The following is a 25,611-nucleotide window of genomic DNA, read 5'->3' as shown; positions in this document are numbered from 1 at the left end:
TTTCCTTCGACTGCGTTGCACCACCCCGCAGCTCTCTAAGACCCGGATTAACCTTAATATTCCTGTTCATTGCGTTTTCGGTTCAGGACTTCAATATCCTGTTTAAATTTGTAACTAATATACATTCTTCACATGCTGCTGTCAACTCTATAATTCAAATGTCCGGCTACTCAGTCTGAACAGACCATGCCTCCAAGGATAATCCCGGATCTGCCTTGGCATCGAATTCCGAGATTTCACCCCGCTGCCATTTCAAATAAGCGGCCGCTCCGATCATCGCTGCATTATCCGTACAGTACTCCATCGGTGGAATCAGCAATTCGAGCCCTTCCTTGGCACATCGCTCCTGCAGAGCCGAGCGTAAACCGCGGTTAGCCGCGACACCTCCGCACAGCAGCAGCTGGCGTGATCCGTATTCACGAACGGCTCGCACCGCTTTCTCTACCAATACTTCCACTACAGCTTCCTGGAACCCACGTGCAACAGCAGACGGTTCCAGCGTTTCTCCACGCATTTTGGCCTGATTGAGGGCGTTCAGCACAGCAGATTTCAATCCACTGAGACTGAAATCATAAGAACCCGCTTCCAGCCACACCCGAGGTAACGGCACAACCTGTTCTGCTTCAGACGCCATCCGGTCCACGTGGGGGCCGCCCGGATATGGGCATCCCAACGCACGTGCTACCTTGTCATACGCTTCGCCTACGGCATCATCGCGTGTACGTCCAATCAGTTTGAACTTGCCTTCGGATTCCATATGCACAAGCTCCGTATGTCCGCCAGACACAACAAGAGCCATTGCAGGGTACTGCAGCTCATGCGTAAGCCGGTTGGCATAAATATGGCCGGCAATATGATGCGTGCCAATCAGTGGTTTGCCCAAAGCCATGGCGAGTGTTTTGGCTGCAACGATCCCCACCAACAATGCACCCACCAGTCCGGGTCCCTGTGTCACTGCAATCGCGCTCAGGTCTCTTGGACGGATACCGGATTGTTCAATCGCCTGTTCCATCATCAAGGTAATCACTTCCACATGCTTACGTGAAGCGACCTCAGGCACCACTCCGCCAAACGCCTTATGTGTCTCAATCTGACTCGAGATCAGGTTGGACAATACTTCCTTTCCATCCTTGACCACAGCAACCGATGTTTCATCACAGCTGGTCTCCACCGCCAATATATAGGATGGACCCGATTGTTGCTTATCACTCAGTTCGTTCATGAATCCGTTACGCTTCCTTCCTCTTCGCCGCTCCGGCCAGCAGGCAGCAAATTCGCCCACATAATCATCGCATCCTCCTGATTGTCGGAGTAATAGCCTTTGCGAAGACCTGCCGATTCAAACCCTTTTTTCTCATACAAACGCTGGGCAACCAGGTTCGATACCCTGACTTCCAGTGTCATTCGCTCCATGCCGAGATATGCTGCTGTTCTCATAAGCTCATCCAGCAACTTCTCGCCAAGCTTGCGCCCCCGGTAGGCCTCTCTTACCGCAATGTTGGTAATATGAGCCTCATCCATGATGGTCCACATTCCGGCATATCCAATAGCCCTGCCGTCCAGTTCCATGACCATATATTTGGCAAAATGATTATTTGTTAATTCGTTTCGAAACGCTTCTTCCGTCCAGGGCATTGTAAAAGCCTCATGTTCAATAACCATGACATCCGGAATATCATTCAATGTCATGAGTCTGAACTGAAGTGCTGCATCCTGTATGCTGCTTTCCTTACCGTCCATCCGCATCGCCACCCTTCTTTCAGCCTTTGCGCAGTAGATTGGCTTCCGCTTCGGCCAGCTGGGTGTAGTTGGGCACCAGCGCGTGCACATCATCGCGCTGCCCTGCAAGCAGCGCTTCGGCGCCAAGGCGCCCGATCCAGCGGCCTTCCAGCTCATAGGGAACGAGCTGGAGCGCCGTACCTGCAGGGCAGCGGAGCTCAGCCGCTGCTTCCGCATGCGGGCCCGTCTCGCCGACAATCCAGACGGCTGCGGGCCGCTCTTCCGGCGCCGCCTCCGCCATGCGGGCGGCGAGGGCTTCCAGCCATCCGTCCATCAGGCGGATGGCATCTGGCGCGAGCCGCCGGGGCGCATCGCTCCCGGCGGAGGCAAACAGCGCGGTGTAAGCCTGACCGCGCCGCGCATCCACAAGCGGAACGATCCAGTGGACTGGGGCGGCACCTGTGCCGCCCTGGTCCACGGATGGCGTTCCGCCAGCCCCTGCTGCGGCAGGTTCATCTGCCGCAGCTTCAGCCTTGGCCGCGAGGCCGCGATGCCAGCCGCCCCAGGCCATCGCCTGCAGGCTGGACACCCCGGCAACGGGGATGTCCCATGCCCAGGCGAGTGTCTTCGCCGCTGTTACCGCAATGCGGATACCTGTGTATGAGCCTGGGCCGATGCCTACGGCAATGCCGTTCAGCTGACCAGGTGCAGTGCCGCTTGCTGCCAGCAGCTGCTCCATTACAGGCACGACGTGCACGGAGTGATTCCGTTCGGCACGTTCATTTCGCTCCTCCAGCAAGGCGTGATCTTCCATCACCGAGGCAGCCATCACCGCAGTGGACGTATCCAACGCCAAAAACCGCTGACGCGGCTTTTTTTGTAAATCTTCCATCATCATTTGACTCCATTCTGTCTGAACTGCCGGCACATGGCGGCATAAGTTTCACCGTACCCATCCAGCGTAATCGTGCGATCCTCCGGACCGGTTGTTTCGATCTGTACATGCAAATGGTCTTCCGGCAGCAGTTCGGGAATGATACTGGACCACTCCACCAGACTGACTCCGGCTCCATAGAAGTATTCGTCCAGTCCAAGCTCGTCCGCTTCTTCCAGTGAAATACGATACACATCCATGTGATATAAAGGCAGACGCCCTTCATATTCCTTAATCAGCGTAAACGTGGGGCTGTTCACCACTTCACGTATACCCAGATGCCAGGCAAACTTTTGTGAAAATGCTGTTTTGCCCGCGCCCAAATCACCGTCAAGTGCAATCACCATTCCGGCAATTGCCTGTTCAGCAAGTGCGGATGCAAGCGCTTCTGTATCTGCAATGCCATGGGATTGATACACCCACTGCTCATGCGTCTTATTCACTATACGCCCCACCTTTGGCGGTCAACCGCCTGAGTTCACTTTGAACCTTATTATATCGGTCCCTTTCTTCCCCCGCAAGCATCGGGGTTGCGAGGCAAAAGAGGAACTTACCCTTCACAAACTCAAATAAACCGGCACCTGACGGCACCGGCCTTACCTGGACATCCTTGCGCTTATTCTCTACTCTTCTAGGCGATCCACACGAACCGTCTGTGTATTACCCGGATTGCTGCCTACTTGAACGGTTGCCATTCCATTAGCCTCATCCACATGTTCGATCCAGACCGGATCCCCCTCAAGTGTCACTGCAATGGTATCTTTCGAATCGTAAATTGCCTTGGCGCGTTTCACATCCATCATCTTATTCATACTCTCCTTCCGGATCATCATGTGGTTCACGAATCATCGTGTCCGTCGTACTCTCACCAATAAACCCGTTATCCTCCGTAACCTGACCTCCACCTAACCCTTCATTCACCATCCGGTCAATGTCGAGCATGAAGGACTCCCGATCAAGTGGCAGCTTTTCGGAAGTCACCGCTTCCCAGTTCACCGCAGCAGCTGGCGTATAAAATTCTTCAGCATCCTCTGCCCCGGCAATGGGATATGGAGAAAAGGCATGTTTGTGCGCTTCTTCTTCATCCCTATTGTTCTTCATTTCGGCACCTCCCAGCTTGTTCGATGTCATACACTTCCTGACTCACATGCTTAAGACTCAATACCGTGTTCAAGCATGTTTCTGTTATCATCCCCCAGTCAGCCCGAACCATACGAATTCATCCTGTAAGCGATTATCCAGACACGGAAATGCCCATACTACATAATAAAAAAGGTACCCCGGAAAGGAGCCGACTCATGCATACGGTCTGGAAAGGTGCAATCAGCTTCGGTCTCGTGCATGTCCCTGTCAAAATGTTCTCGGCTACCGAAGACAAAGACATCTCCATGCGATATATCCATAAGGTCTGCGGCAGCCCGCTCGCTTATGTACGCCAATGTCCTTCCTGTGAGGTGGACGTAAAGTGGGAAGAAATCACCAAGGGTTATGAATACGAAAAAGGAAAATTTGTCCTGTTCGAAAAAGATGAGCTGGAGGCACTGAATGATTCGGCCAGCAAAACCATTACCATTCTGGATTTTGTGGATTTGACGGAGATTGATCCCATCTATTTTCAAAAAACCTATTACCTCTCTCCCGATCAGGCCGGCGGTAACGCTTATCAGCTGCTGATGACAGCCATGCGGGATACAGGCAAAATCGGCATCGCCAAGGTCTCCATTCGTTCCAAAAGCAGCCTCGCTGCCATTCGGGTTCTGGAGGATTGTCTCTCCATGGAAACCATTTTCTATCCGGATGAGATTCGTCCGGTCTCACAAGTACCAAACTTGCCAGAAGTTCAAAATGTCAATGATAAGGAATTGACGATGGCAAAGCTGCTGATCGATCAACTGTCCACGCCTTTTGAACCCGGCAAATATACAGACGATTACCGCAATAAACTGCTGGATCTCATCAATCACAAAGTCGCGGGTGAAGAGATCAAGATTGCGCCGGCTAAACCGGAAGCAAATGTCATGGATCTGATGGCAGCCCTTCAAGCCAGCATTGAGGCAGTCAAGCCCATCCCTGCAGACCCGGGAACAACGACAGCCAAACCCAAAAAACGCGCTCCCAAAAAGACAGCTGTGCAAGCCGTGGTCGGAGGCGATACCGAAGCAGCTCCAGCCAAAAAGAAAAGAGCCGCTTCCAAGCCCAAATCATAACGAACAAAATCTTTACGATATGACCCATCCGGCTCCGTTAGCCGGATTTTTATTTTTTTATAAGCCCTCATGTCCTAGTTTAGGTTTGCTCGAAACGTGAAAATACAATTGACGAAAGAAGATTTATATTTTATATTAACTTATGAAAAGTAACTTATTTATCATTATAAAGTTTATCCTATAGGATCCAAAGCGAGAATGATCTAACGTACCTATACTTGTTAACGCAATTTAGATGAGATGATCTTAAACTTTTTTTTATATGAGGAGGAAATGATGATGACTACCCCATACCAGATCCCTGCAACGACTCACTTAGGTGAAGTAAGCCTGCGAATAAGCAACCTGGAGCGCTCCATTCAATTTTACACCGAGGTGGTTGGACTTCGTTTATTAGAACGCCAGGATAAGGTCGCAACGATGACCGCCGACGGCAAAACGTCGCTGCTGCGCCTGGAAGAACTGACAGATGCGGTGACATTGCCTGTTCGCTCTCACGCGGGCTTGTACCATTTTGCCATTCTGCTGCCTGATCGCAAGTCCCTCGGGCTTGCACTCCGCAACCTCGCCGCTTCCGGCATTGAAATCGGCCAAGGAGATCACCTGGTGAGTGAGGCCTTTTATATTTCCGATCCGGATCAAAACGGCATTGAAATCTACGCTGACCGTCCGCGTGATACCTGGAGACGTGATACTGACAACAACTTCATCATGGCAAGCGATCCGGTGGATGTACAGAGCTTGTTCGACATCTCGGAGAATGAGCCATGGCATGGCCTGCCGGCCGGAACGGTTATTGGTCATGTACACTTTCATGTACGCAGCTTGGAAGAATCCCGCCGCTTCTATACAGGCTTGCTCGGCTTTGACATTGTTGGCAATTTTGCAGGCATGTCAGCCTTGTTTGTTTCCGCAGGTGGATATCATCACCATATCGGCCTGAATATCTGGGCAGGCACAGGCGCTCCTGCAAATCCGAACCAGGCTACGGGTATTGACTACTTTACCATCGTATACGCCGGACAGGAACAACTGCAGCAAGCGCTGGAACAATTGCGCACGCAAGGTGCCGCACTTGAAGAACTGGGCGGTCAATGGTTTACCATTGATCCGCAGAATATCCGTATACGGCTGGTTACAGCAGAATAAACGCGTTACTCCACCATTTTTTGATCTTCCATTTCATACCGAGGAAGCTCGGACAGTGTACATCTCTTAATCCTTTGATTAGAGATGATGCCCTCGTCCGGGCTTTATTTATTATAAATATGGTGAATTTGGCGCATCCTAACCTAATATCCAGCTCGATCGATGAAGGAGAACCCACATGGTTGAAAAGGGACGTCTGACTGTAAGGCAGCTTGCCGCCTTAATGTTCCTCTGCACAATTGGTGAACAAATACTTGTATTTCCGGCCATGATCACCTCATTCGCCCACGAAGATGCTTGGATATCCGCTTTACTCGGTGTCGCCGGGGGTATGGGGATTCTGTTCATTTTTTTGGTCGCCTATAAGCTTCACCCCAAACTCAATCTGATCGAAAATGCTCTTCGAACATTGGGACCTTGGATCGGGGCCTTGTTCAGTTGTTTTTATTTGTTTTACTTTTTGATAAGCACATCGACATTTGTCAGAGAAATCGGGGATTTCATGTCTACCCAGATTTTGAGCGAATCACCGCTCTTGGTTGTGCATCTGCTCTTTGTCTTCTCCCTCGTATGGGGACTCATATGCGGACTGGAGTGTATAGCCAGGAGTGCAGAGCTCTTTCTTCCCTTGATCGTATTTTTTCTGGTTATTCTGACGGTTTGTCTGCTGCCTCACTTGAAGCTGGACAACATCCAGCCTGTTCTTGCCCATGGCTTGGTCGATCCATTTCGAGGCTTTATTGCTGTGCTGACTTATCCTTATTGCGAGTTGTGCATCTTCCTGATGCTATTTCCCTATGCCAAGAAGGAGCCACATTGGGAGAAGGATATTCTTCTGACAGGACTTATTGGTGGCCTGATGCTTACACTGACGCTGACCATTTGTCTGCTCGTCATGGGGCCATTCATGACGCAGCATCACTGGTTCGCCTCATTTCAGCTGTCGCAAAAGATAAATATAGGCAATTTTCTGCAGCGGATTGAAGCCTTTATGGCATCCGTCTGGATTATCGCCGTTTATTTCAAAAGCATTCTGTTCTTCTACAGCTTTATCTTGGGGATTTCGCACCTGTTCCGACTGACAAGCTACCGTTCACTGATCCTGCCTGCAGCTCTTTTGATTTTGGCCATGTCCATTCTGGTCTCTCCGGATGAAGTCTTTTATCTCAAAGTGATCATCCCGTATTGGATTGACTGGGATCTTACGTGCGGCATCGCACTTCCTGTGCTGCTTATTTTGGTACATAAATTGAAGTCTCGTGCTTCAAAACGCGAACGCTATAACAGGTAAGCACTTCTGATTACGTTTGCTCAATAATGCCACCCGAAAGGAGCCCTGCACATGTTTAAGCCTCTGATCCCCTTTGAACCTATATCTCGGGATAAGATTCCAAACGGACCTAACTGGATTGCCCAGGTGAAATGGGATGGCGTTCGCATGCTTGCGTACGAGGATGGAAATGAACTCCGATTGATTAACCGCAGACTGCACGACCGGACAGTTCAGTATCCAGAACTGGTCTCTGACCGCAATCTGTGCAGCGTCCCCTCCTACATTCTGGATGGCGAAGTGATTGCGCTTGACCCTGAAACGGGAAAACCTTCTTTTTACCATGTGCTGCGCCGGGACCGCATGAGCAAACCAGACGGGATCGCCCAAGCCGTTTACCGGATTCCAGTGACTTATATGGTTTTCGATATTTTGTACTGTGATGGAAAATGGGTCACCGATCAACCACTTGCAGAACGCCAGCGTCTGCTGCATCGTGTCCTCAACCCGGGCTCACACGTTCAGGAGGTGACCAATACCTCCGATGCGGCTTCTCTGCTCACCGTTATGAGACAGCATCAGATGGAGGGGATTGTCTGTAAAGACCTGACAAGTACCTACGGTATCAATGGCAAGGATCAGCGCTGGCAAAAGGTTAAAATCATGCATGATCTATATGCCATGATTGGCGGGGTTACCTACCGGAGCGGCGTCGTTAACGCCATTGCGGTTGGTGTTTATGATGGGCCTCATTTTGTCTATATTGGTCATGTCGGCACAGGTAAACTGAACTCAGCCAGCTGGCGTAAACTGACCGAGGAAGTCGAACCGTTGATTCAAGAGGAGCGGCCGTTCCATAACGTGCCCGAACGAAGCTCCGAAACGACATGGATCAAGCCCCAGATCGGAGTCAAAGTGCAATACATGGAACTGACCCAGCATCGCACCCTACGCCATCCGAGCATACAAGCATTCGCGGAAGTATCTCGGGAAGACTGTCTTGCCAGCCAACTCACGAATGGAGTGTAGTAAGCGCGCGTGATATTGGCTTAGATCTATATCATGAAAGGAGGCGTCCATATGCCCCGTACGATCAAAGGTACCATTACCATCGAAGGAATAGAGCTTACTGTAACCAATCCGGATAAACTGCTGTGGCCTGAAGCAGGAGTAACAAAAGCCATCTATTTGCAGAAGCTTGCCGCTATTGCTCCCTTTCTGCTGACGTACACCAGGAACCGCCTCCTGACAACCATCCGATATCCGCATGGTGCAGGCGGTGAATTTTTTTATCAAAAAAATGCTCCTGAACCCATTCCTGATTTCGTACGTACCGAGATCCACGAAGGCATCCGCTATATCGTCATGGACGGTCTTCCGGAGCTGCTGTGGCTCGGGAATCTGGCCGCCCTGGAGTTCCATCCCTCCTTACATGCTGTAGGCAGCCATCTCCCATGTGAATGGATGATTGATCTCGACCCCTCTCTTGAAGAGGAGCCGCGTATTATGCAGGCTGCTTTAATAGTAGGTGAAACGCTGACTTCCCTTGGCCTCCGTTCTGTACCCAAAACTTCAGGTGCCACAGGCATACAGATCATCGTTCCCATCCGTCAGGGCGTCACCTTTGATGAGCTGCGGGATATTGGTCATTTTGTCGGCAAGTATGTCACTCAGAAGCATCCGGACCTGTTCACACTGGAACGGCTCAAAAAAGACCGGGGCGATCGCATTTATTTTGACTACCTGCAGCATTATGGCGGCAAAACCCTCGCAGCTCCGTACACACCGCGAGCCAAACCCGGAGGTACCGTATCCACCCCGCTTACGTGGGATGAAGTTCGGAACAATGTGTCGGTTAAGGATTATCACTTGATGAATATTGTGGAACGGCTGCAGCAGGTAGGTGATCTCATTGCCAGTGTTGAGCCGCAGCCAGTGGAATTAATTACGCAGCATCTCAAAAAGAAATAGCCGGCATCCCTCAAACCAAGGGCGCCGGCTATTTTTTTCATTTGTTATTATAAGCTTCTTACATCGGATAAGACTCGCTAATGGATACCTTTTTTCTTGAAACGTCCGCCCTTCACGTCATGAATGTTACCGATTGCCACAAAGGCATGCGGGTCCCAATCTTCCACGATAGACTTCAGCTTCGCTTCTTCCAGACGAGTAATGACCACAAAGATAATCTTTTTCTCATCTCCACTGAATCCGCCTTCCCCATCCAGGAAAGTAACCCCACGACCAAGGCGGTCTGTCAGTGCTGAACCGATATCCCGGTATTTCTCACTGATAATCCATACCGATTTGGACTGATCCAGACCTTCGTTGACGATATCAATCATCTTCATTGCAATATAATAGGCGATCATGGAATACAGGGCATTCGGCCAACCGAATACAAATCCTGCGCCTGCGAAAATAAACACGTTAATGAACAAAACGATCTGCCCGACCGACAGCGGTGATTTCTCACTAAGCAGGATGGCCACAATCTCCGTACCATCAAGCGATCCCCCGGACCGGATAACGAGACCCACACCGACCCCCAGGATTAATCCGCCGAAGACAGCTCCGAGCAGCGGTTCACCAGGCGTCAATGCAGGAACATGGTGCAATAATGACGTTCCGATGGACATGACAACGATACCGAGCAATGTGGACAGCGCAAACGTTTTACCAATTTGTTTGTAACCCAAAATCAAAAACGGCAAGTTGAGTAAGGTCAGGAAAATCCCCAGCGGCAGATGCGTGAGCTCTGACACCATAATCGAGATCCCCGTAATCCCTCCATCAATTACACCATTGGGCACGAGAAATATTTCAAGTGATACGGCCATCAGTGCGGCACCAATCAAAATCATTACAATACGTTGCAGGAGCTTCAGCGTAAATACCGAGCTTTTTACACTCCGATCCGGCTTCGATGTTATTTCTTTAACCGTTACATTGGACATGGTATCCCCCCCGTTTGATCAATATGTGAATCAATTTCATAAATCATTTAAATACCAACGGGGAAGCTACATATAGTAGAAAACGATCTCGCTTATCTCTATACGCACCCTTCTGTATAAGCATCTAAAGGCTATATGAAATGGATTCAAATATGTCTTAATTCAGGTGTACACTTCGAAAAGAGAGCAAAAGGGAGCCTGTTTCCCGCAGACTCCCCTCCTTCGCCAAGACATGATTTATATATTTATTATATCATAAAAGATCAAATTTGAGCAAAATAGTTAGCAAAAAGAAGATAAATTCAAAAAAAGTGAATTTATCTTCAGAAATCGAACCTAAAACGGCTAAAGCAGCGGAGAAAGCATGCGAGAAAGCATTTCCGCCCCTTTTTGTCTTCGTGAACGCTCCTGAAATGCCTTAAGGTCAATCTTGCTGGACACCTTCAAATCCCGCTCAAAATCCCCGACCAAACGATCCATGGAGGATGACTCAAACAGCACGGCTGTCAGTTCGAAGTTGCAGAAAAAACTGCGCATATCCATGTTCGCTGTTCCCACAGTAGCAAGCAATTCATCGACAATCATTACCTTGGCATGTATGAACCCTTTCCGATATTGATAAAATTCCACCCCGGCCCGGAGCAGTTCCTCCACGTATGAGAGGGAAGCCAAGTGAACGAGACGGGAATCGGATTCGTACGGAATGATGATTTTAACGTCCACCCCGCTGACAGCTGCAGTTTTAAGCGCTTCATACAGGGCTGGATCCGGAATGAAATAAGGACTTGTAATATAAATCCGGTCACAGGCAACCGAGATGGCCCCAAAACACATTTCCTGAATCGCATCCCATTCCTGATCGGGACCACTGGCCAAAATTTGAATTTTCTCATTTCCGCTGCATATATGAGGTGGGAACAGTTCCTTCAGCTGTGCTTCGGTTATCTGCTCGCCGGAAGCAAGCTTCCAGTCGTTAAGAAATGTGTTTTGCAGAAAATAAACGGCATCCCCTTCCAGCTGCATATGCGTATCCCGCCAGAACCCCATTTTCGGGTATTTCCCGAGATAATCGTCCCCCACATTAATGCCGCCTACGAATCCAACCTTTCCATCTACGACGATAATCTTCCGATGATTCCGGTAATTCACCCTGCGATCAATGGTGGCAATCAGCGGTGGAAGGAAGTAATGGAATTCCACCCCGGCGTCCTGAAGCTTACGGATGAAACCCAAGCTCATTTTATGGCTGCCCAGACCATCACAGATAAACCGGACTCTCACGCCCTCACGTGCCTTACGAATCATGACTTCCTGGAATTTGGTACTGATTGCATCATCGCGAAAAATGTAAAACTCCACATGCAGATGATGCTTCGCCTTCTCCATTTCCCTTAACATGGCCGGGAAGGCCTCTTTCCCGTTCGTTAATACTCTGCTTCGGTTGCAGCCCGTGATGGGGCTCTCCGACAGGTGGGACAGCAAATTAAACAGCCTTTGCTGATGCATAAAGCGATTGTCCGGCATTTCGGCTGCTTCCTTCACAATATGAGCCTGCTCCCAAATCGTATCCTTAATCTCCCTGAAAATTCTGGATCCAGCTTTGCGCACTTTTTTTCGCTTATTGAAATCCTGTGCCACGAAGTAATACACGATAAACCCAATCGGAGGCACGCAAAACAAAATAAACAGCCAGGCCACCGCTTTAGACGGATTTCTGAACTCCAATATGATAATGGTGGCTGCCTGGAAAATAAAAATAACTAAAATAATGACCAGCCAAAACATCCGGCTTCCCCCTTGATGACAATCTCCTGCTTTCTCTCTCACTTCAACAGCTTTGACGATAAAGCATACGGCTAATCATAGATACCCAATGTTAGGTCCATTCGTAACGTTCGCATAGATAAAACTTTACATACACAAACTACCCTTAAGCTTTTTTGTCCTCCGTTTCCTCAGAAATAGTTGTCTATTCTGACTGTGTTTGCATCTACATATTCTTCATTGCGTCTGAGAAACCGCGTCACAGCGCCTTTTTGGGCAATTACCCTTCCATAGTCTTCCTCTTCAGCTCCCCTGAAGGTGGTCTTCTGGCGTTAAATTCGATATAATATTCGTTAAAAACTTATTACCTAAAGGAGAAGAGCAGTGAATGGAAAGTGAGAGGTATGCGTTAAATTTAGTATTGGTTGCGTTTTTGATAGGACTTTCGGCCTTTTTCGTTGCGGTAGAATTCGCCTTGGTACGAATTCGTCCAAGCCGGATTGACCAAATGATTGCAGAAGGAAACAAGCGTGCTCTAGCTGTCAAACAGGCTGTTGCCAACCTGGACGGATATCTGTCCGCGTGTCAGCTCGGAATTACCATTACATCCCTGGGACTTGGATGGCTAGGTGAACCGACGGTAGAGAAGATTCTCCACCCTGTGTTTGAAAGCTTGAAAATGCCTGAGGCGATCTCATCATTTTTATCGTTTGTTATCGCGTTTGCTTCCATCACGTATCTGCATGTTGTGGTTGGTGAACTTGCTCCAAAAACGATTGCAATCCGGAAAGCCGAGACTGTTGCACTGCTGACGTCTACACCTATCATCTGGTTTAACCGAATTATGTATCCTTTTATCTGGCTGTTGAACGGCTCAGCGAACCAACTGGTTAAATTGTTTGGAATCAAGCCTGCTTCTGAACATGAAGATGCACACTCCGAAGAAGAGTTGCAGATCATTATTAATGAAAGCTTTGAAAGTGGTAAAATCAACCAAGCCGAGTTCGGTTATGTAAGCCGGATCTTTGCTTTTGATGAGATGTTAGCCAAAGAAATCATGGTACCCCGGACCGATATGGTCTGCCTTTATGTGAATAGAACGAACGAGGAAAACCTGGAGATTATTCGTGAAGAACAATATACCCGTTTTCCAGTAGTCAATGAGAGTAAAGACGATATCATCGGAATCATTAATACGAAGCAATTCTTCCTGGAGCTTTACGGGAATGATGAACCTGTCGATCTGTCCTCCCTGATTCAGCCTGTATCGGCTGTTCACGAAACAACTCCTGTGAAGGACTTGCTTAAGAAAATGCAGAAGGATGGCGTACATATCGCCGTACTTGTCGACGAATATGGCGGAACTTCCGGAATTGTAACCATTGAGGATGTGCTTGAGCAGATTGTTGGTGAGATCCGCGACGAGTTCGACGCAGACGAAGTGGAGGATATCCAGGTCATCAATGAGAACTATGTCATTATGGATGGCAAGGTTTCCTTATCAAAGGTGAACGACATGTTTATGTCCAGTCTGGATGCAGATGAGTGGGACACCATTGGCGGATGGCTCTACAGCCATCGTCCAGAGATGAACGAGCAGGATGAGTATGAGTTCGAAAACCTGACGTTTGTGCTACTGGAAAAAGACAAAAACCGTTTCTACAAGGTGGCTGTTGTACCTAAAGAACCACTCGTCATGTCCGATTATACCGATGAAGACGAGAAAGAGGCCTAATTGGGCTAAATAAAGCAACTCCATAGATAATAAGAAGAGCACTTACCTACATTGGTAAGTGCTCTTCTTATTATTTCCCGTTCAATATGTCACTCCCCCATGTTATCACTCAACGTTTAATACCCACTTCGCAATATCATCGATAATGGCTTTGGAGACATTAGATGGCTCAGCGTACTCTTGACCAATTGAAAGTCCATCATAGCTGGATAACAGATGATTTACCTTTGGATAGCTATTGTACGTTACATTGGAATGACCTTGAAGAGCCGTTTTCCAATTCTGGAATTGATCCATAGACACCTGCACGTCATTCTCGCCTTGTATAATAAACATCGGTATACTTTGTGTTCTAGCCAGTTCCGCAGGCACATAATCTCTTTGCTCAAACCACCAATAAGCAGGTTGAAGTGGGAACGCCTCAGGAAGATGATCTACAGAATATTGAGGATCTTTAACGATCGCAGCAACATTTTTATAAAAATCAGCTTGTTCCTTAATGATCTTCGTGTCTAAACCAAGCTGCTTCATCCGATCTACCAATTCGTCCTGCTGCTCGGTAAGCACATCCACAAAGCTACTACTTGGTGCTGCAAGTAGGATGCTTCCTGCAATATCATGTTGTTTATCCTCAGCAATGATTAACGGCATTGCAAACCCGCCTTGGCTATGTCCAGCTACAAAAATCGCTGTAGAATCAATATGTGCATTCTTTTTAAGTAATTCTACTGCATCGGTTACCTGATCTACGCTTTCTTGTTTTAATGTGAATTTTGGCTGTGAAGCGACCTTATAGGTATGCTCATATGTGACCTTATCGTATCTTAATACAGCAACTCCCTGTGAAGCTAAACCTACCGCAAGATCGCGAAATGGCTTTGCCCCACCAATGGCAGCATCTTGATTGCTAGCCCCTGAACCGTGTACCAGAATGACGACCGGGAAAGGTCCCTCTCCCTTGGGCAAGGTTAATGTCCCTGGTAAAGCTAGATCATCCTGACCAACCGTAATCTTTTGTTCTGTATACGCAGATGGATCGTCGTAACTTGGTTTTTGATAAACATTTGGAGTAGCCGCTGCAACATACAAGTCATCCACCAGTCCGTCATGATTCATTCTGACCGTAATATTTAAACGAGTCAGCTCTGTTTCAAAAGTATAGGTAACATTGCGATGCACTGTGTTATTTTCCACATGTTTAGCTATGGCTTTACTTGTAATTTTGCCATTTTGTCCTTCTAATGCTGCCCATAGCTGACTCAATAAGGCGGGTGACAACATTCCACTCACAGAGGTATGAACATACTTGGCAGCCTCCTTGCCATCCCCTTCACTTATAAGTGAAATGAATATATCCTCAGGCGCTGCCTTCAGTGCCTCGGTAAGAAATCCCCCATCCATAAAGGTAACCCCTTTCGTTAACTGAACAGGATGGTCTAAGGGAATGACTTGCCCATTTACCATCGCCTGTTTCTCCCCTACCTTAACTACAATCGTAAGCTCATTTTTTCGTATTGTAATTCGTCCTGTGTTTTGTTGCCAAGATACCTCTGCCCCATTCTTTGCTGCAATCTCACGAACAGGAACTAGATTTTCATGATCAACGGGTTTCTCAGCAGCTGCTGAGATGGATGTTACCGGCAGGATAAGGCATACGAAAGTAAGAGAACATAATAGCTTTTTCCAATTGTTCATCGTGATAACTCCTCCTAATCATTTATATGATATGCATAGATCTATGGGCATTTATTGGCTCAGAACTATGCTTATAACAACAATAGCAATGATAAGTAACAACAGGACCCAAGATAGTGGACGAGCGAAGTTAATTGTCCAGCCTATTCCATAACGTTTTTCTAGGGTAAAAGATGGATCACTCGCATTGAAGTAAATAAAACCCAGCTTCCAATGCTTATCATCATTCACAGGCTGCTCCTTAGAGCGTTCGCTACCCTCTTGATGATTTCGAATTTCACCACCGCCTTGTCTGCCTGTGAGAGACAGCAATACAGCGCCCAACACGATCACCACAGGGACGATGAAGCTGATAGCAGTTAACAAGACCAGATTGGAGACGAACATATTCATCTGAATGAATGCAAATAATATAGTAAGTAGAAGCCCTGTTATTATCGTAAATAGAGACCATTTACGGCGGAATTGAATATGTTTAGTAACAAATTGGGCAGGATCAGTCGTGGTAAGCTGCTGTTTGCTTGTTTTAATACTCCAGTTCACCAGCATCATGAGTGCAATGATTCCTAGCTGTACCAGATTAATAGCCAATACCGAGAGGTAGGTTTTAGGCACACTGGAAGTGACATTGCCCTGAAGATCATATTTCATTGGAATGACGTTAGGTAGTGCATCATAATTCAGGATCGAAATGATCGCAACGGCTGCAATAACAGCCATATGAATGAGAAACCAGTAGTTGGAGTACGTGAGCTTATTTTGGCGGAAGGTGGTATCAATTTTAACCCGTTGAGGAGCTTCTGCAGTTGGAAGTGTTCCCTTTAACTTTTTCATCTTGAAATGAAAAATTAGATGTAGTGCTACCCAGTACACAATAAACATCATGGTGCAAATACCGATGATTGTTGCAGTAGACTCTTCATTAGCAGATCGGAGTAAATAAAGGCAGACAAGTATAACCATCCCGTTTCCGATCAGACTTACTGCAGCAAACGTTTTACGTAACTTACGTAAGATGGGTGTGTAGTAATTATATTCGCTTACCGTAACCCCAAAGCTAATGGTTTCTCTTGTTATATAAGGTGTAAAGGAGAAAAGTAAGGCTAATGGAGCAAAGATTAAGACGACAGATAATATACTAAATAGTTGCATACATAACACACTCCCTTATTCGTTTATTCCTTGTTGTGCCCCATTTTTACATCATCATAGATTTGATCTAATACCGCAGATAATTCCTCTTTGGTCATTCCTCGACATATCGCTTCGGCAATAATCGGTCTTAATTCACCTTGCTGCTTTTTCAAAAAATCATCCGTTAGACCAGGCATTCCATCAGGGTTTACTACAACTCCCTTTTGTCTGTGAATTAGTATGTACCCATCTTGCTTGAGTAGTGTATAAGCCTTATTGACCGTATGAAGGTTAACACCAATATCTGCTGCCAAATTCCGAACTGAAGGTAGCGCCTCACCTAGCTGCAGCTCACCACTAGCAATACCTTCGATAATTTGATAAACCAGTTGAGAATAAATGGGAAGCTCGGACTGCATGTCAAGTTGAATAATCAAGAGTTCACCTTCTTCTTTGTTGTCTGTTATATATCAAATATAACAGATATAACATAAAGGGGCAATGCGCATGGAAATAAAGCCGCATATCAATGGCAGGGGCAGGCTTACCTAACCCTTCACCATTGATATGCGGCTTATCTTCATGAGCTTAGTCTTATGTCATTGATGAGCAAATATGAGTGGAGGCACATGACCGTGTTGTATTTTACATTCCATTCAAAGTTCAGTCTTATCTTCGACAATCCGATAATGGATTTTGCGAACTATAATTTTCAGGATCATATATAGCGGAATAACGATGATCATACCCAAAATGTTCCACAGGTCGGCACCCACGAGCAACAGAATAACCGTTGTCAGCGGATGAATATCCAGCTGCTTGCCATATACATAGGGAGATACCAGGTTATCTTGAATCTGCTGGGCAACGACAATAATGATCAGCGACCAGATCGCCATCGACGGAGATTCAATAAAGGCCACAATCACGACAGGTATCGCTGCCAATATTGCACCCACATAAGGAATAAAGTTCAATATGATGGAAGCTGCCGTCAGTAATAACGCATATGGTAAACCAAGGATAAGAAAACCAATGTACATCAGGATCCCGAGTGCAACATTGACAATAACTCGCCCAACAATAAAATTGCTCAACGCTTCATCTATTTCGTGAACGGTCTCTTCTCCATCCTTCCGATAACGTCTCGGCAAAAGCAAGGTGAGATTGGTGCCAAACTTGCTGCCTTCCTTAAGCATGTAATACAGCATAATTGGAAAGGTGGCCAAAATAATGACCAGATTGGATACAACCGAGAACAGGCCGGACAGATAATCACTTACCTGTGTAATTCCCTGTGTCAGGAATTCGGAAAATCTTGAAACAAGATCCGAGTCCTCCGGCAAGTATTTGGACAGGAATCCGCTTCTCTCCAATTCGTTTAGCTGTGCACTAAGTGAGGCTATCAAAGCTGGCGTATTTTCAATAAAGTTCCACAGTTGCTCACGAAGTGACGGCCATATGAGCACGCTAAACCCGGCAATCAGCAGGGCAATCACAACATAAATAATCAGAACGGATAGGGCCCTTTTCAACCGATGTCGTTCCATGAAATCAACAAGCGGCCGAAGCAAATAATAGAAAAAGCCCGCGATTAACAGCGGAATAATAATGATATGTATTAGTGATGTTAACGGGCGAAAAATAAAATTTACCTTATCTCCCAAATACACAATGAGCAGCAGCAAAATAATGGCTGTGCAAATTCGGTAGAACTTGTTGTTTATCAAGAAATTGATCCCCTCCATACACTGCTCTCCCAGCACTGGGCTATAATCTGATATGCCTTCTTCAGTCACCTGATTATATGTACCCTTAAATGCAAGTATTGCCACATTGCATGTCAGTTAACGTGAAGGACCTTTCTCTTGCCGATGAAAAATGAGTAAAAAAAGAAGCAGGCGGTTAGCCTGCCACATCTCTTTTGCTGAATACAACCCACGAAACAACCATAAAAATTACATAGTACACGGCCAACACGGCAACCGAGAAGCCAAGGGTCATTCCTGCATTACCTCCGCCGAACAATCCGAGGTCCATTCCCGAATTCATATACCGGCTGAGATCCATGTTATTAAATAGTACATATTTGGCCCAGTCATAGCGAGCTGGATTGAAGATCAAGGCAAAGATACTCTGGGTAAACATGATAAACAGTGACAGGCCAATGGCCAGTGCTCCCGAACGAAACACGGAGGAGACCATAAAGGCAATGGCCAGCGTAATAAACAGATCAACATACAGGTATGCCCATAACGTAAAGGCATACGATGCCGAGGTTACGCCTCCAGCTGCACTTCCATCATGGGAGAACAGAACATAGGACATTCCCGTTGCGAGCAAGAGAATGAGCACTGTACTGAGCAGACTGAATCCCAGAACCGTAATGTATTTTGAAGCCAGGATTTTGCTGCGTGACCACGGACGAATAAGCAGCAATTTAATTGTGCCCCATGTGAATTCACCAGCTACCGCTTCAGCTGCAATGACCACACAGAAGATGGTATTCAGGAAGAATACGATCTGAACCGTCGTTATTGCCGCTTCCCAGAAGTAAACGTCACCGCCTCCCATGCCTTCTCTCAGCAGCACCGGAAGCAGCAGCGAAATTAAAGCCAAAAATGAAAGCATAATCCAGGTACGGAGACGCCGGAAGATTTTCATATTTTCATTCAACAACAGATTTCCAAAGTTAGGCAATACCTCCGCCCCCAGTCACTTGTAAAAATTGATCTTCGAGTGTATGTGTTACGTTGCGGATACCGTATACCTGAATACCTTCGCTTACCAGTCTGGCATTGAAATCCGGAATCTGGTCACGCGACAGGCGCACCACAAGCATGTTGCCTTGAACAGTCGACTCCTGAATAAGTTCTGAAGCACGCTGTGCATCATTCACCTCAAAGGCCACTTCCGTCTGTGCATCCGTTCCAGCTTCAGCTTTGAGGTTTCTCACGTCAATCAACTTACCATTTTGGATAATGGCGACTGTATCACACATGAGTTCCATTTCTGACAACAGGTGACTGGACACAAAGACCGTAATGCCTTCTTCTCGGGTGAGCTGACGAAGATAATCCCGTAGTTCCCGAATCCCTTGCGGATCAAGGCCGTTGGTTGGCTCATCCAGCACAAGCAGCTTCGGCTTATGTAATATGGCTTGGGCGACACCAAGACGCTGACGCATGCCCAGAGAATAGGTTTTCACCTTATCATGAATACGAGCGGTAAGCCCCACACGCTCAATGGTTTCCGCAATGCGTTCCTTGGTAATCCCTGGCGACATACGGGCAAAATGGACGAGATTCTGATATCCGGTGAGAAATTTGTACATTTCCGGATTCTCTACAATGGCACCTACCTGGGCCACCGCCTGCTCAAATTCATTTTTGATACTATGTCCCGAGATGAAAATATCTCCCTTACTAATGGACATAAGTCCAACCATCATCCGGATCGTTGTTGTTTTCCCGGCACCATTAGGCCCTAAAAAACCAAAAACCTGCCCCGGAGAAATATCCAGAGTCAGGTCGCTGACCAACGATCGGGAAGATATGATTTTACTGACGCCCTGAAGTCGGACGACCGGCTCCTGCTGCATGCAATTTCCTCCCTCATCGACAGGCTAATAAATCATGCCCGCCTCTCATATGAACATAGTGTATCATAATCTTTGGTATAATGTCCCGTAAACTGGGTGTTCTCCTTACGCTTCATATGGATCTGACACGCTCCACAGCATCCAAGCGGCATCTCACTCCGGTAAAATCCGGTGCGAAATACGTGATTGCCTCCATAGCCCTCTTCCTTTAATTCGACAGAGCCTCTACCAACCGACACAATCATCCCACAACTGACACAGTAAAAGCGGCTCGTTTCGATCACAGAAATTCCTTCCCCTCAACAAGGCGCAATGTAGTCCCTGTTATTTGTCGTTAGAAGCTGAATTTTGATACATTTTGTATCTATCTCGTAATTTACTTGACCCCAGGACTATTGTCAAGCCCTTTCCGGCTTTGAAATGGAGTAAAACACAAAAAAAGCTCTATAAATGCGACAAAAGTCTCGCATTTATAGAGCTTAGATTAGGAACAATGATACAATATGATGCAAAGTATAGGTGTATATTAAACTGCCACCCCACTTCATGGGGATCACTAGCTGCTCTCACTTGAATGCTGTTCCTCGCCCTTGCCAGGGTAATACCAGAGCAGTGTCCACTCCTGTCCATCCTGCACGACGTAACAGGTCTGTACAATGTCCAATTGCCCAAAGGTACTTCTGTACTTCATGGTTATTCCGACCTTGTATGCCTCGGGAAACGGCTTTACGCCATCCATCACCGTTACATCAAATTCCCGCTCGGGCTTTTCCATCTCAAACTCAAAGGTTTCCACGCCAAAATGCTGCATGAAGATATGAGCCCTGGACTGCAAATAAGCACTTTTGGAGAAACGCTCTTTCATCAATGGGTGAAACAGTTCCCATGAGCTGCCGAAATCGCCCGCCTGCTCATACTTGTAAAACTCTTCAACCACCGAAGCAGCGTCGTCCGGCGCATCTGCACGAAAGAGATATGGGATCGTTCTGCCTATTAACCATAGCAGCAACAGCACAAGTGCGATGAATCCAATCTTTTTGAACAAGGCATTTCGATTGCGTCTGCGCAGCAAGTTCGTCCCTCCTGTCCTACTCCATTCTTATGATGAATAGCAGGAAAGTAGAAGCTGGAGGAACAAGAGCATTTCCTGGGAAATCCCTTTGTTTAAGATCATCCTCAAGAACTCGAATGTCCGCGAGACCTTAATTTACGGATCACTGCCTTCGTCATTACATATATTGCAATCCCGCAGCTGCCTCCGATCAGATCCACGCCGATATCACGTATCGAGCTTGTTCGATTGGGGCTGAACTGCTGTATATATTCATCGATCGAGGCTATTATAGCCACCACAACCAGCGAAGCAGCGATAGAGGTCACCATTCGCATTTTCCTGTATCGCAGTCCACCGTAGACAAGTACTGCGAGCACAGCATAGACAAACAAGTGTGCACTCTTGCGAAAGATAAACTCGGCAAAATCATACGGTCTCTGTCTCAATGAATAGTCATTCTCTCCGTAAGTGAAGTGTACATCAGGCAAGGCAAATCCGATTTTGACGTTTTCGGACAATTGATGCAGCCAAGGCTGAATGGTCTGCTGTTGGTATGATTGTTTGGACATGGACCAAATCACCAAAATCCAAACTGCAACCAGCAACAAGGACAAGATAAAACCGTATAATCTCCGTTTGCGTCCGTGTCTCCTTTTTCCGGAGCCCTCCTCCATCCGTATTGTCATCACCACTTTCGTTGCCCAATCCAAAACCTTTATTTCTGCAAATTCTCCTGAATTATTCCATGAATGCGATCTCGTTCCTGTTGTTCCACAATGTAATAATAAATACCATTGATTTTTTCGCCCTTGCCCTTGATTTCCACTGTATCAATATGTTCAAGATCACTGCGGTAATCCAGAATGAGTTCCTTCATTTCATCAAACGTCAGATCCGTCCTAACGTGTGTCCCGAGCTCATCCAGCATATTTTGAAGATTGAGTACACTGGAGAACTGCATTGTATTTTTCATCATTTGCTTCAATACTTCACGCTGTCTTCCATTACGACCTAAATCTCCTTGGGGATCATCATACCGCATTCTTGAAAAACCAAGTGCAGCCACACCATCCAGATGAATATTTCCTTGTTCGTAACGTCGGCCGTCATAATCGAATGCAAACGGATTATTTACGTCCACACCACCGACCAAATCAATGATTTTCGCAAAGCCTTCCATGTCTACCTTCATGTAATAGTGAATAGGGGCATCCAGAAACTGTTCCACGGTTTTCACCGACATGTCTACACCGCCGAAGGCATAAGCATGATTGATTTTGTCTTCTGTGTTGTGGCCTACAATCTCGGTTCGTGTATCCCTCGGAATATTAAACATAAGCACTTGTTTTTTGCCAGGATTCACACTTAATACGATCATAGTATCCGAGCGCCCTGGATCGTTCGGGCGTTCATCCACCCCGAGAATAAGAGCATTGAAGGGCTCTTTACTATTAATATCAACAGGCAGCCCGCCTCTACTGTCCGATATGGACACAGGCTGAGCAGGATCACGCGGCTCATAGATCTGATCAGCCGTAGATTTGACGGATTGGTATAGATACGTCGCATACCCAAACACTGCAATGACGAAAATGGAAACCACCCAGATCGAAATTTTCATCCACTTTTTCATGGTATTTCCTCACTCACGTTATGATGATCTTCCGTTTAGATGATTGCTGCCGCTTTGCCTTCAGCGTGGTTAAGCCCAGGACGACCTATAGAATAATACTGGAATCCGGAGGCTTTAATCTGTTCCTTGTTGTACACGTTACGTCCGTCAATCATGATCGCTTCATTCATCATGCTTGCAAGCTCCTTCAGATTCATTTGGGAGAACTCCTTCCACTCGGTCAGCACGCAAAGGGCATCGGCTCCTTTGGCCGCATGAAGGGGGTTTTCTTCCCAAACAATCGAGGCGGCATCAACTTCTCTGCGGAAGTTGGTTGTGGCAATCGGATCATACGCCTTAACAATAGCCCCGGCCTCTGTCAAATACCTAATAATATCAATAGCTGGTGCGTCCCTGACATCATCAGTATCAGGCTTAAAAGCAAGACCCCAGATAGCAATGGTTCTACCGCTAAGGGTTCCAAAAATTTCCTCAAGCTTGCGAATTACATTGAAACGTTGATCCTGATTCACCTGAACTACGGATTTCAATAATCTGAAATCATAATCCACTTGGCCTGCAATCTGAATCAGTGCCTGTGTATCTTTCGGGAAACAGGAACCACCGTAGCCAATGCCAGCTTTCAGGAATGAGGAACCAATCCGTTTATCATATCCCATTCCTTCCGCTACCCGTGTAACATCTGCGCCAACCTTCTCACATATATTCGAGATTTCGTTAATAAATGATATTTTCGTTGCGAGGAATGCATTGGACGCGTACTTAATCATCTCTGCCGACCGAATGTCCGTAATGATCAAGTTTTCGGTTAATGGGCGGTGAAGTTTCTTGAGCGCCTGAATCGCTCGTTCACTGTCCGTACCAATCACGATACGATCCGGGTTCAGTGTATCCTTAACAGCCGAACCTTCCCGTAAAAATTCAGGTACCGAAGCCACATCAAATGGTTGAGTGGAGATACTCTGGATGAGCTCTCTTACGCGATCATTAGTGCCCACAGGCACTGTGCTCTTGGTCACAACAATTTTATAGCTCTCCAGATGGGTACCAATCTCGATTGCCACTTGCTCAACAAATCCCAGATTGGCCTCGCCGTTTGGCAAAGAGGGGGTTCCGACTGCGATAAAAATAATATCGGATTCACGAATAGCCTCTGCGATATCGGACGTGAAGGATAATTTGCCTGCCCGTTTGTTGGCAACCATGAGTTCCTGAAGTCCAGGCTCGTAAATGGGTACTTCCCCTGCGTTCAGCATTTCAACCTTGTCCTGATTGTTATCTACACAGATGACCCGATTGCCGAGTTCAGAAAAGCAGACTCCCGATACAAGACCTACATACCCTGTTCCAATTACCGCAATATTCATCTTGTTTTCCCCCAGTTCACACAATTTTGGATGATGTCCGCCCATTCCATTTCAATTCTTACAATATCCTCTTCGATCAACTCGCTACCCATCTGAACTTCAATAATTTCAAGTTCCGTGGTAGCTCTTACACTATGTTTTCCGCCAGATGGGATTGAAATGGTATCGCCCTGATGAATCTGTTGTAAATCACCATCCAGAATAAACTCACCCTGCCCGGAAACAACCGTCCAAACTTCGTTTCGTTTCAGATGATATTGATAGGACAGATTTTTATCGGCTTCAATAATAATGCGTTTCGTTAATACCTCTTCGCCCTTGGAATTCCGTGTATAATCGAGCACTCTATAGCAGCCCCAGCGCCGTTCTTCATACATAGGGCGTTCCGCACTATCTTTAAGGACTTCTTTGATCTGTGGACTTGCCTCTTTCTCGCTGACCAGAATACCATCCGGACTTGTAGCCACAATTACATTAGAAACGCCCAGTACACATACCGGGATGTTCAATTCGTTGACCAGATGTGTATTTAATGAGCTGTCTGTAACAACTCCCTTGCCCACAATGTTAGTGCTCATCTCATCCGTCAGCGTATTCCACGTCCCCAGGTCTTTCCAGTATCCATCGTAAGGTGTAACGACAATCTGAGATGCCTTTTCCACGACTTGATAGTCGAAACTGATTTTCTCCAGTCTGCCATATTGCTTAAGCATCTCTTCATACTGGATGGGCAGCTCAAGCTCGATCAGCAGATTAATCAGATAATTAAGCTTGAACGCAAAAACCCCGCAATTCCAAAGGGCAGATTGCTCGATCATCTCTGCCGCTTCAGCCTCGCGAGGTTTTTCTTGAAAACGGGATACCTTGGCGTACTCTATTGGTTCATCCCTGGTTGCCATTCGTTGTGCTGGCACAATATAACCATACTTTTCAGAAGGGTGCGTAGGCTGTACGCCAATCAAAGCCAATTCAGCACCCGAAATTTCTAACACCTGTTCTAGCTCGGTAACCTTGTAAAAGAAAGATTCCTCCACATATGGGTCCACCGGAAGTATAGCTACCGTTTCATTCAGCCCTACCCCTTGCACCGAATAGAGATATACAGCCGTCAGAGCAATAGCCGGGAAGGTATCCCTGCGTTCTGGCTCAACAACCAGATCCACTTCTTCTCCCAGTTGACTGCGTAAAATTTCCACTTGAGGTTTACTCGTAGCAATCGTCGCCAGTTCACTCAATCCCGTTTGCTGCAGCTGCCGCCATACACGCTGTACCATTGATTCCGATTGCCCTTGCGGCCCTTCTAGCACCTTGAGGAACTGCTTCGAACGTGTATCATTGGATAAGGGCCACAACCTTTTGCCTGATCCTCCGGAAAGAAGCACGATTCGCAAT

At 46.9% G+C, this 25,611-nt stretch carries 26 protein-coding genes and 1 other annotated feature (1 of these 27 only partly in view); of the genes, 6 read left to right on the top strand and 20 right to left on the bottom strand.

The genetic code is table 11. The features are described from left to right. Window positions 1-79, bottom strand: a binding site (T-box leader) (it extends 279 nt beyond the left edge of the window). A gap of 87 nt (window positions 80-166) precedes the next feature. The 6 genes from tsaD to PIL01S_RS29855 all read right to left on the bottom strand — a co-directional run bounded on the left by tsaD (window position 167) and on the right by PIL01S_RS29855 (window position 3,754). Next, window positions 167-1,222, bottom strand: coding sequence for a tRNA (adenosine(37)-N6)-threonylcarbamoyltransferase complex transferase subunit TsaD (gene tsaD / locus PIL01S_RS14795; protein ID WP_127538297.1), 1,056 nt, complete (start codon window positions 1,220-1,222; stop codon window positions 167-169). Next, window positions 1,219-1,740, bottom strand: a complete 522-nt coding sequence (rimI, locus tag PIL01S_RS14790) for a ribosomal protein S18-alanine N-acetyltransferase (protein ID WP_127538153.1) — start codon at window positions 1,738-1,740, stop codon at window positions 1,219-1,221. The genes tsaD and rimI overlap by 4 nt, the downstream gene beginning before the upstream one ends. A gap of 19 nt (window positions 1,741-1,759) precedes the next feature. Next, window positions 1,760-2,611, bottom strand: a complete 852-nt coding sequence (tsaB, locus tag PIL01S_RS14785) for a tRNA (adenosine(37)-N6)-threonylcarbamoyltransferase complex dimerization subunit type 1 TsaB (RefSeq protein ID WP_127538152.1) — start codon at window positions 2,609-2,611, stop codon at window positions 1,760-1,762. A gap of 2 nt (window positions 2,612-2,613) precedes the next feature. Continuing rightward, window positions 2,614-3,096: a tRNA (adenosine(37)-N6)-threonylcarbamoyltransferase complex ATPase subunit type 1 TsaE gene (gene tsaE, locus PIL01S_RS14780; RefSeq protein ID WP_127538151.1), complete on the bottom strand. Its 483-nt coding sequence runs from the start codon at window positions 3,094-3,096 to the stop codon at window positions 2,614-2,616. A gap of 180 nt (window positions 3,097-3,276) precedes the next feature. Beyond that, complete coding sequence (locus PIL01S_RS14775) at window positions 3,277-3,453, bottom strand: H-type small acid-soluble spore protein (protein ID WP_127538296.1); 177 nt, start codon at window positions 3,451-3,453, stop codon at window positions 3,277-3,279. Between the two features lie 4 nt (window positions 3,454-3,457). Next, complete coding sequence (locus tag PIL01S_RS29855) at window positions 3,458-3,754, bottom strand: hypothetical protein (protein WP_246058291.1); 297 nt, start codon at window positions 3,752-3,754, stop codon at window positions 3,458-3,460. 197 nt (window positions 3,755-3,951) lie between these two features. On the opposite strand from PIL01S_RS29855, the gene ku reads away from it, so the two are divergent. The 5 genes from ku (at window position 3,952) to ligD (ending at window position 9,250) form a co-directional block, all read left to right on the top strand. After that, window positions 3,952-4,860: a non-homologous end joining protein Ku gene (gene ku, locus PIL01S_RS14765; RefSeq protein WP_127538150.1), complete on the top strand. Its 909-nt coding sequence runs from the start codon at window positions 3,952-3,954 to the stop codon at window positions 4,858-4,860. Window positions 4,861-5,139: 279 nt separating this feature from the next. Further along, window positions 5,140-6,009, top strand: coding sequence for a VOC family protein (locus PIL01S_RS14760; protein ID WP_127538149.1), 870 nt, complete (start codon window positions 5,140-5,142; stop codon window positions 6,007-6,009). A 178-nt stretch (window positions 6,010-6,187) separates the two neighbouring features. Continuing rightward, complete coding sequence (locus PIL01S_RS14755) at window positions 6,188-7,300, top strand: GerAB/ArcD/ProY family transporter (protein WP_127538148.1); 1,113 nt, start codon at window positions 6,188-6,190, stop codon at window positions 7,298-7,300. Window positions 7,301-7,351: 51 nt separating this feature from the next. Continuing rightward, window positions 7,352-8,308: an ATP-dependent DNA ligase gene (locus PIL01S_RS14750; RefSeq protein WP_127538147.1), complete on the top strand. Its 957-nt coding sequence runs from the start codon at window positions 7,352-7,354 to the stop codon at window positions 8,306-8,308. A gap of 51 nt (window positions 8,309-8,359) precedes the next feature. Continuing rightward, window positions 8,360-9,250: a non-homologous end-joining DNA ligase gene (ligD, locus tag PIL01S_RS14745; protein ID WP_095289012.1), complete on the top strand. Its 891-nt coding sequence runs from the start codon at window positions 8,360-8,362 to the stop codon at window positions 9,248-9,250. A 77-nt stretch (window positions 9,251-9,327) separates the two neighbouring features. Here the strand turns inward: ligD and PIL01S_RS14740 are convergent, their stop codons facing one another. Further along, entirely contained in the window at window positions 9,328-10,236 is a 909-nt protein-coding gene (locus tag PIL01S_RS14740) for a YitT family protein (protein ID WP_127538146.1), read from the bottom strand. Window positions 10,237-10,581: 345 nt separating this feature from the next. Beyond that, a complete protein-coding gene (gene cls, locus PIL01S_RS14735) occupies window positions 10,582-12,021 on the bottom strand; it encodes a cardiolipin synthase (protein ID WP_127538145.1) in 1,440 nt (479 codons plus the stop codon). A gap of 367 nt (window positions 12,022-12,388) precedes the next feature. On the opposite strand from cls, the gene PIL01S_RS14730 reads away from it, so the two are divergent. Then, on the top strand, window positions 12,389-13,735 hold the full coding sequence (locus PIL01S_RS14730; protein ID WP_127538144.1) for a hemolysin family protein: 1,347 nt from the start codon (window positions 12,389-12,391) through the stop codon (window positions 13,733-13,735). A gap of 105 nt (window positions 13,736-13,840) precedes the next feature. Here PIL01S_RS14730 and PIL01S_RS14725 read toward each other — a convergent pair whose 3' ends face one another. From PIL01S_RS14725 to PIL01S_RS14670, 12 genes are all read right to left on the bottom strand, one after another. Further along, window positions 13,841-15,430, bottom strand: a complete 1,590-nt coding sequence (locus PIL01S_RS14725; protein ID WP_127538143.1) for an alpha/beta hydrolase family protein — start codon at window positions 15,428-15,430, stop codon at window positions 13,841-13,843. 51 nt (window positions 15,431-15,481) lie between these two features. Beyond that, complete coding sequence (locus PIL01S_RS14720; protein WP_127538142.1) at window positions 15,482-16,582, bottom strand: DUF1648 domain-containing protein; 1,101 nt, start codon at window positions 16,580-16,582, stop codon at window positions 15,482-15,484. Window positions 16,583-16,605: 23 nt separating this feature from the next. Then, complete coding sequence (locus PIL01S_RS14715) at window positions 16,606-17,001, bottom strand: GntR family transcriptional regulator (RefSeq protein WP_127538141.1); 396 nt, start codon at window positions 16,999-17,001, stop codon at window positions 16,606-16,608. Window positions 17,002-17,220: 219 nt separating this feature from the next. Next, complete coding sequence (locus PIL01S_RS14710; protein WP_127538140.1) at window positions 17,221-18,294, bottom strand: AI-2E family transporter; 1,074 nt, start codon at window positions 18,292-18,294, stop codon at window positions 17,221-17,223. Between the two features lie 175 nt (window positions 18,295-18,469). Further along, complete coding sequence (locus tag PIL01S_RS14705; protein ID WP_127538139.1) at window positions 18,470-19,264, bottom strand: ABC transporter permease; 795 nt, start codon at window positions 19,262-19,264, stop codon at window positions 18,470-18,472. Beyond that, window positions 19,257-20,165 (bottom strand): ABC transporter ATP-binding protein, encoded by a 909-nt coding sequence (locus PIL01S_RS14700; protein WP_127538138.1) that lies wholly within the window; start codon window positions 20,163-20,165, stop codon window positions 19,257-19,259. Before PIL01S_RS14700 ends, PIL01S_RS14705 begins: the two co-directional genes overlap by 8 nt. Window positions 20,166-20,197: 32 nt before the next feature. Then, window positions 20,198-20,449, bottom strand: a complete 252-nt coding sequence (locus tag PIL01S_RS14695; RefSeq protein WP_127538137.1) for a hypothetical protein — start codon at window positions 20,447-20,449, stop codon at window positions 20,198-20,200. Between the two features lie 272 nt (window positions 20,450-20,721). Next, a complete protein-coding gene (locus PIL01S_RS14690) occupies window positions 20,722-21,237 on the bottom strand; it encodes a hypothetical protein (protein WP_127538136.1) in 516 nt (171 codons plus the stop codon). 104 nt (window positions 21,238-21,341) lie between these two features. Then, entirely contained in the window at window positions 21,342-21,893 is a 552-nt protein-coding gene (locus PIL01S_RS14685; protein ID WP_281280802.1) for a VanZ family protein, read from the bottom strand. A 41-nt stretch (window positions 21,894-21,934) separates the two neighbouring features. Continuing rightward, window positions 21,935-22,852, bottom strand: a complete 918-nt coding sequence (locus PIL01S_RS14680; protein WP_127538134.1) for an LCP family glycopolymer transferase — start codon at window positions 22,850-22,852, stop codon at window positions 21,935-21,937. Between the two features lie 35 nt (window positions 22,853-22,887). Continuing rightward, window positions 22,888-24,219 carry a UDP-glucose dehydrogenase family protein gene (locus PIL01S_RS14675; protein WP_127538133.1) on the bottom strand — a complete coding sequence of 444 codons (1,332 nt, stop codon included), beginning with the start codon at window positions 24,217-24,219 and terminating at the stop codon, window positions 22,888-22,890. Next, entirely contained in the window at window positions 24,216-25,610 is a 1,395-nt protein-coding gene (locus PIL01S_RS14670; protein WP_127538132.1) for a sugar phosphate nucleotidyltransferase, read from the bottom strand. Before PIL01S_RS14670 ends, PIL01S_RS14675 begins: the two co-directional genes overlap by 4 nt. Window position 25,611: the final 1 nt, after the last annotated feature.

Origin of the sequence: Paenibacillus illinoisensis NBRC 15959 (assembly GCF_004000925.1) — a bacterium.
Taxonomy (GTDB): Bacteria; Bacillota; Bacilli; order Paenibacillales; family Paenibacillaceae; genus Paenibacillus; species Paenibacillus illinoisensis.
Note: the sequence above shows the minus strand (reverse complement) of the source record. Positions and strands in the feature narration are given on the sequence as shown.

Excerpts from the sequence above, each read along its gene's own strand:
- PIL01S_RS14680 (WP_127538134.1), bottom strand. The coding sequence starts at position 22,852 with ATGAAAAAGTGGATGAAAATTTCGATCTGGGTGGTTTCCATTTTCGTC.
- PIL01S_RS14760 (WP_127538149.1), top strand. The coding sequence starts at position 5,140 with ATGACTACCCCATACCAGATCCCTGCAACGACTCACTTAGGTGAAGTA.
- PIL01S_RS14685 (WP_281280802.1), bottom strand. The coding sequence starts at position 21,893 with ATGGAGGAGGGCTCCGGAAAAAGGAGACACGGACGCAAACGGAGATTA.
- PIL01S_RS29855 (WP_246058291.1), bottom strand. The coding sequence starts at position 3,754 with ATGAAGAACAATAGGGATGAAGAAGAAGCGCACAAACATGCCTTTTCT.
- PIL01S_RS14775 (WP_127538296.1), bottom strand. The coding sequence starts at position 3,453 with ATGGATGTGAAACGCGCCAAGGCAATTTACGATTCGAAAGATACCATT.
- PIL01S_RS14675 (WP_127538133.1), bottom strand. The coding sequence starts at position 24,219 with ATGAATATTGCGGTAATTGGAACAGGGTATGTAGGTCTTGTATCGGGA.
- PIL01S_RS14700 (WP_127538138.1), bottom strand. The coding sequence starts at position 20,165 with ATGCAGCAGGAGCCGGTCGTCCGACTTCAGGGCGTCAGTAAAATCATA.
- cls (WP_127538145.1), bottom strand. The coding sequence starts at position 12,021 with ATGTTTTGGCTGGTCATTATTTTAGTTATTTTTATTTTCCAGGCAGCC.
- tsaD (WP_127538297.1), bottom strand. The coding sequence starts at position 1,222 with ATGAACGAACTGAGTGATAAGCAACAATCGGGTCCATCCTATATATTG.
- ligD (WP_095289012.1), top strand. The coding sequence starts at position 8,360 with ATGCCCCGTACGATCAAAGGTACCATTACCATCGAAGGAATAGAGCTT.
- tsaB (WP_127538152.1), bottom strand. The coding sequence starts at position 2,611 with ATGGAAGATTTACAAAAAAAGCCGCGTCAGCGGTTTTTGGCGTTGGAT.
- PIL01S_RS14750 (WP_127538147.1), top strand. The coding sequence starts at position 7,352 with ATGTTTAAGCCTCTGATCCCCTTTGAACCTATATCTCGGGATAAGATT.
- PIL01S_RS14730 (WP_127538144.1), top strand. The coding sequence starts at position 12,389 with ATGGAAAGTGAGAGGTATGCGTTAAATTTAGTATTGGTTGCGTTTTTG.
- PIL01S_RS14725 (WP_127538143.1), bottom strand. The coding sequence starts at position 15,430 with ATGAACAATTGGAAAAAGCTATTATGTTCTCTTACTTTCGTATGCCTT.
- PIL01S_RS14720 (WP_127538142.1), bottom strand. The coding sequence starts at position 16,582 with ATGCAACTATTTAGTATATTATCTGTCGTCTTAATCTTTGCTCCATTA.
- rimI (WP_127538153.1), bottom strand. The coding sequence starts at position 1,740 with ATGGACGGTAAGGAAAGCAGCATACAGGATGCAGCACTTCAGTTCAGA.
- PIL01S_RS14740 (WP_127538146.1), bottom strand. The coding sequence starts at position 10,236 with ATGTCCAATGTAACGGTTAAAGAAATAACATCGAAGCCGGATCGGAGT.
- ku (WP_127538150.1), top strand. The coding sequence starts at position 3,952 with ATGCATACGGTCTGGAAAGGTGCAATCAGCTTCGGTCTCGTGCATGTC.
- PIL01S_RS14755 (WP_127538148.1), top strand. The coding sequence starts at position 6,188 with ATGGTTGAAAAGGGACGTCTGACTGTAAGGCAGCTTGCCGCCTTAATG.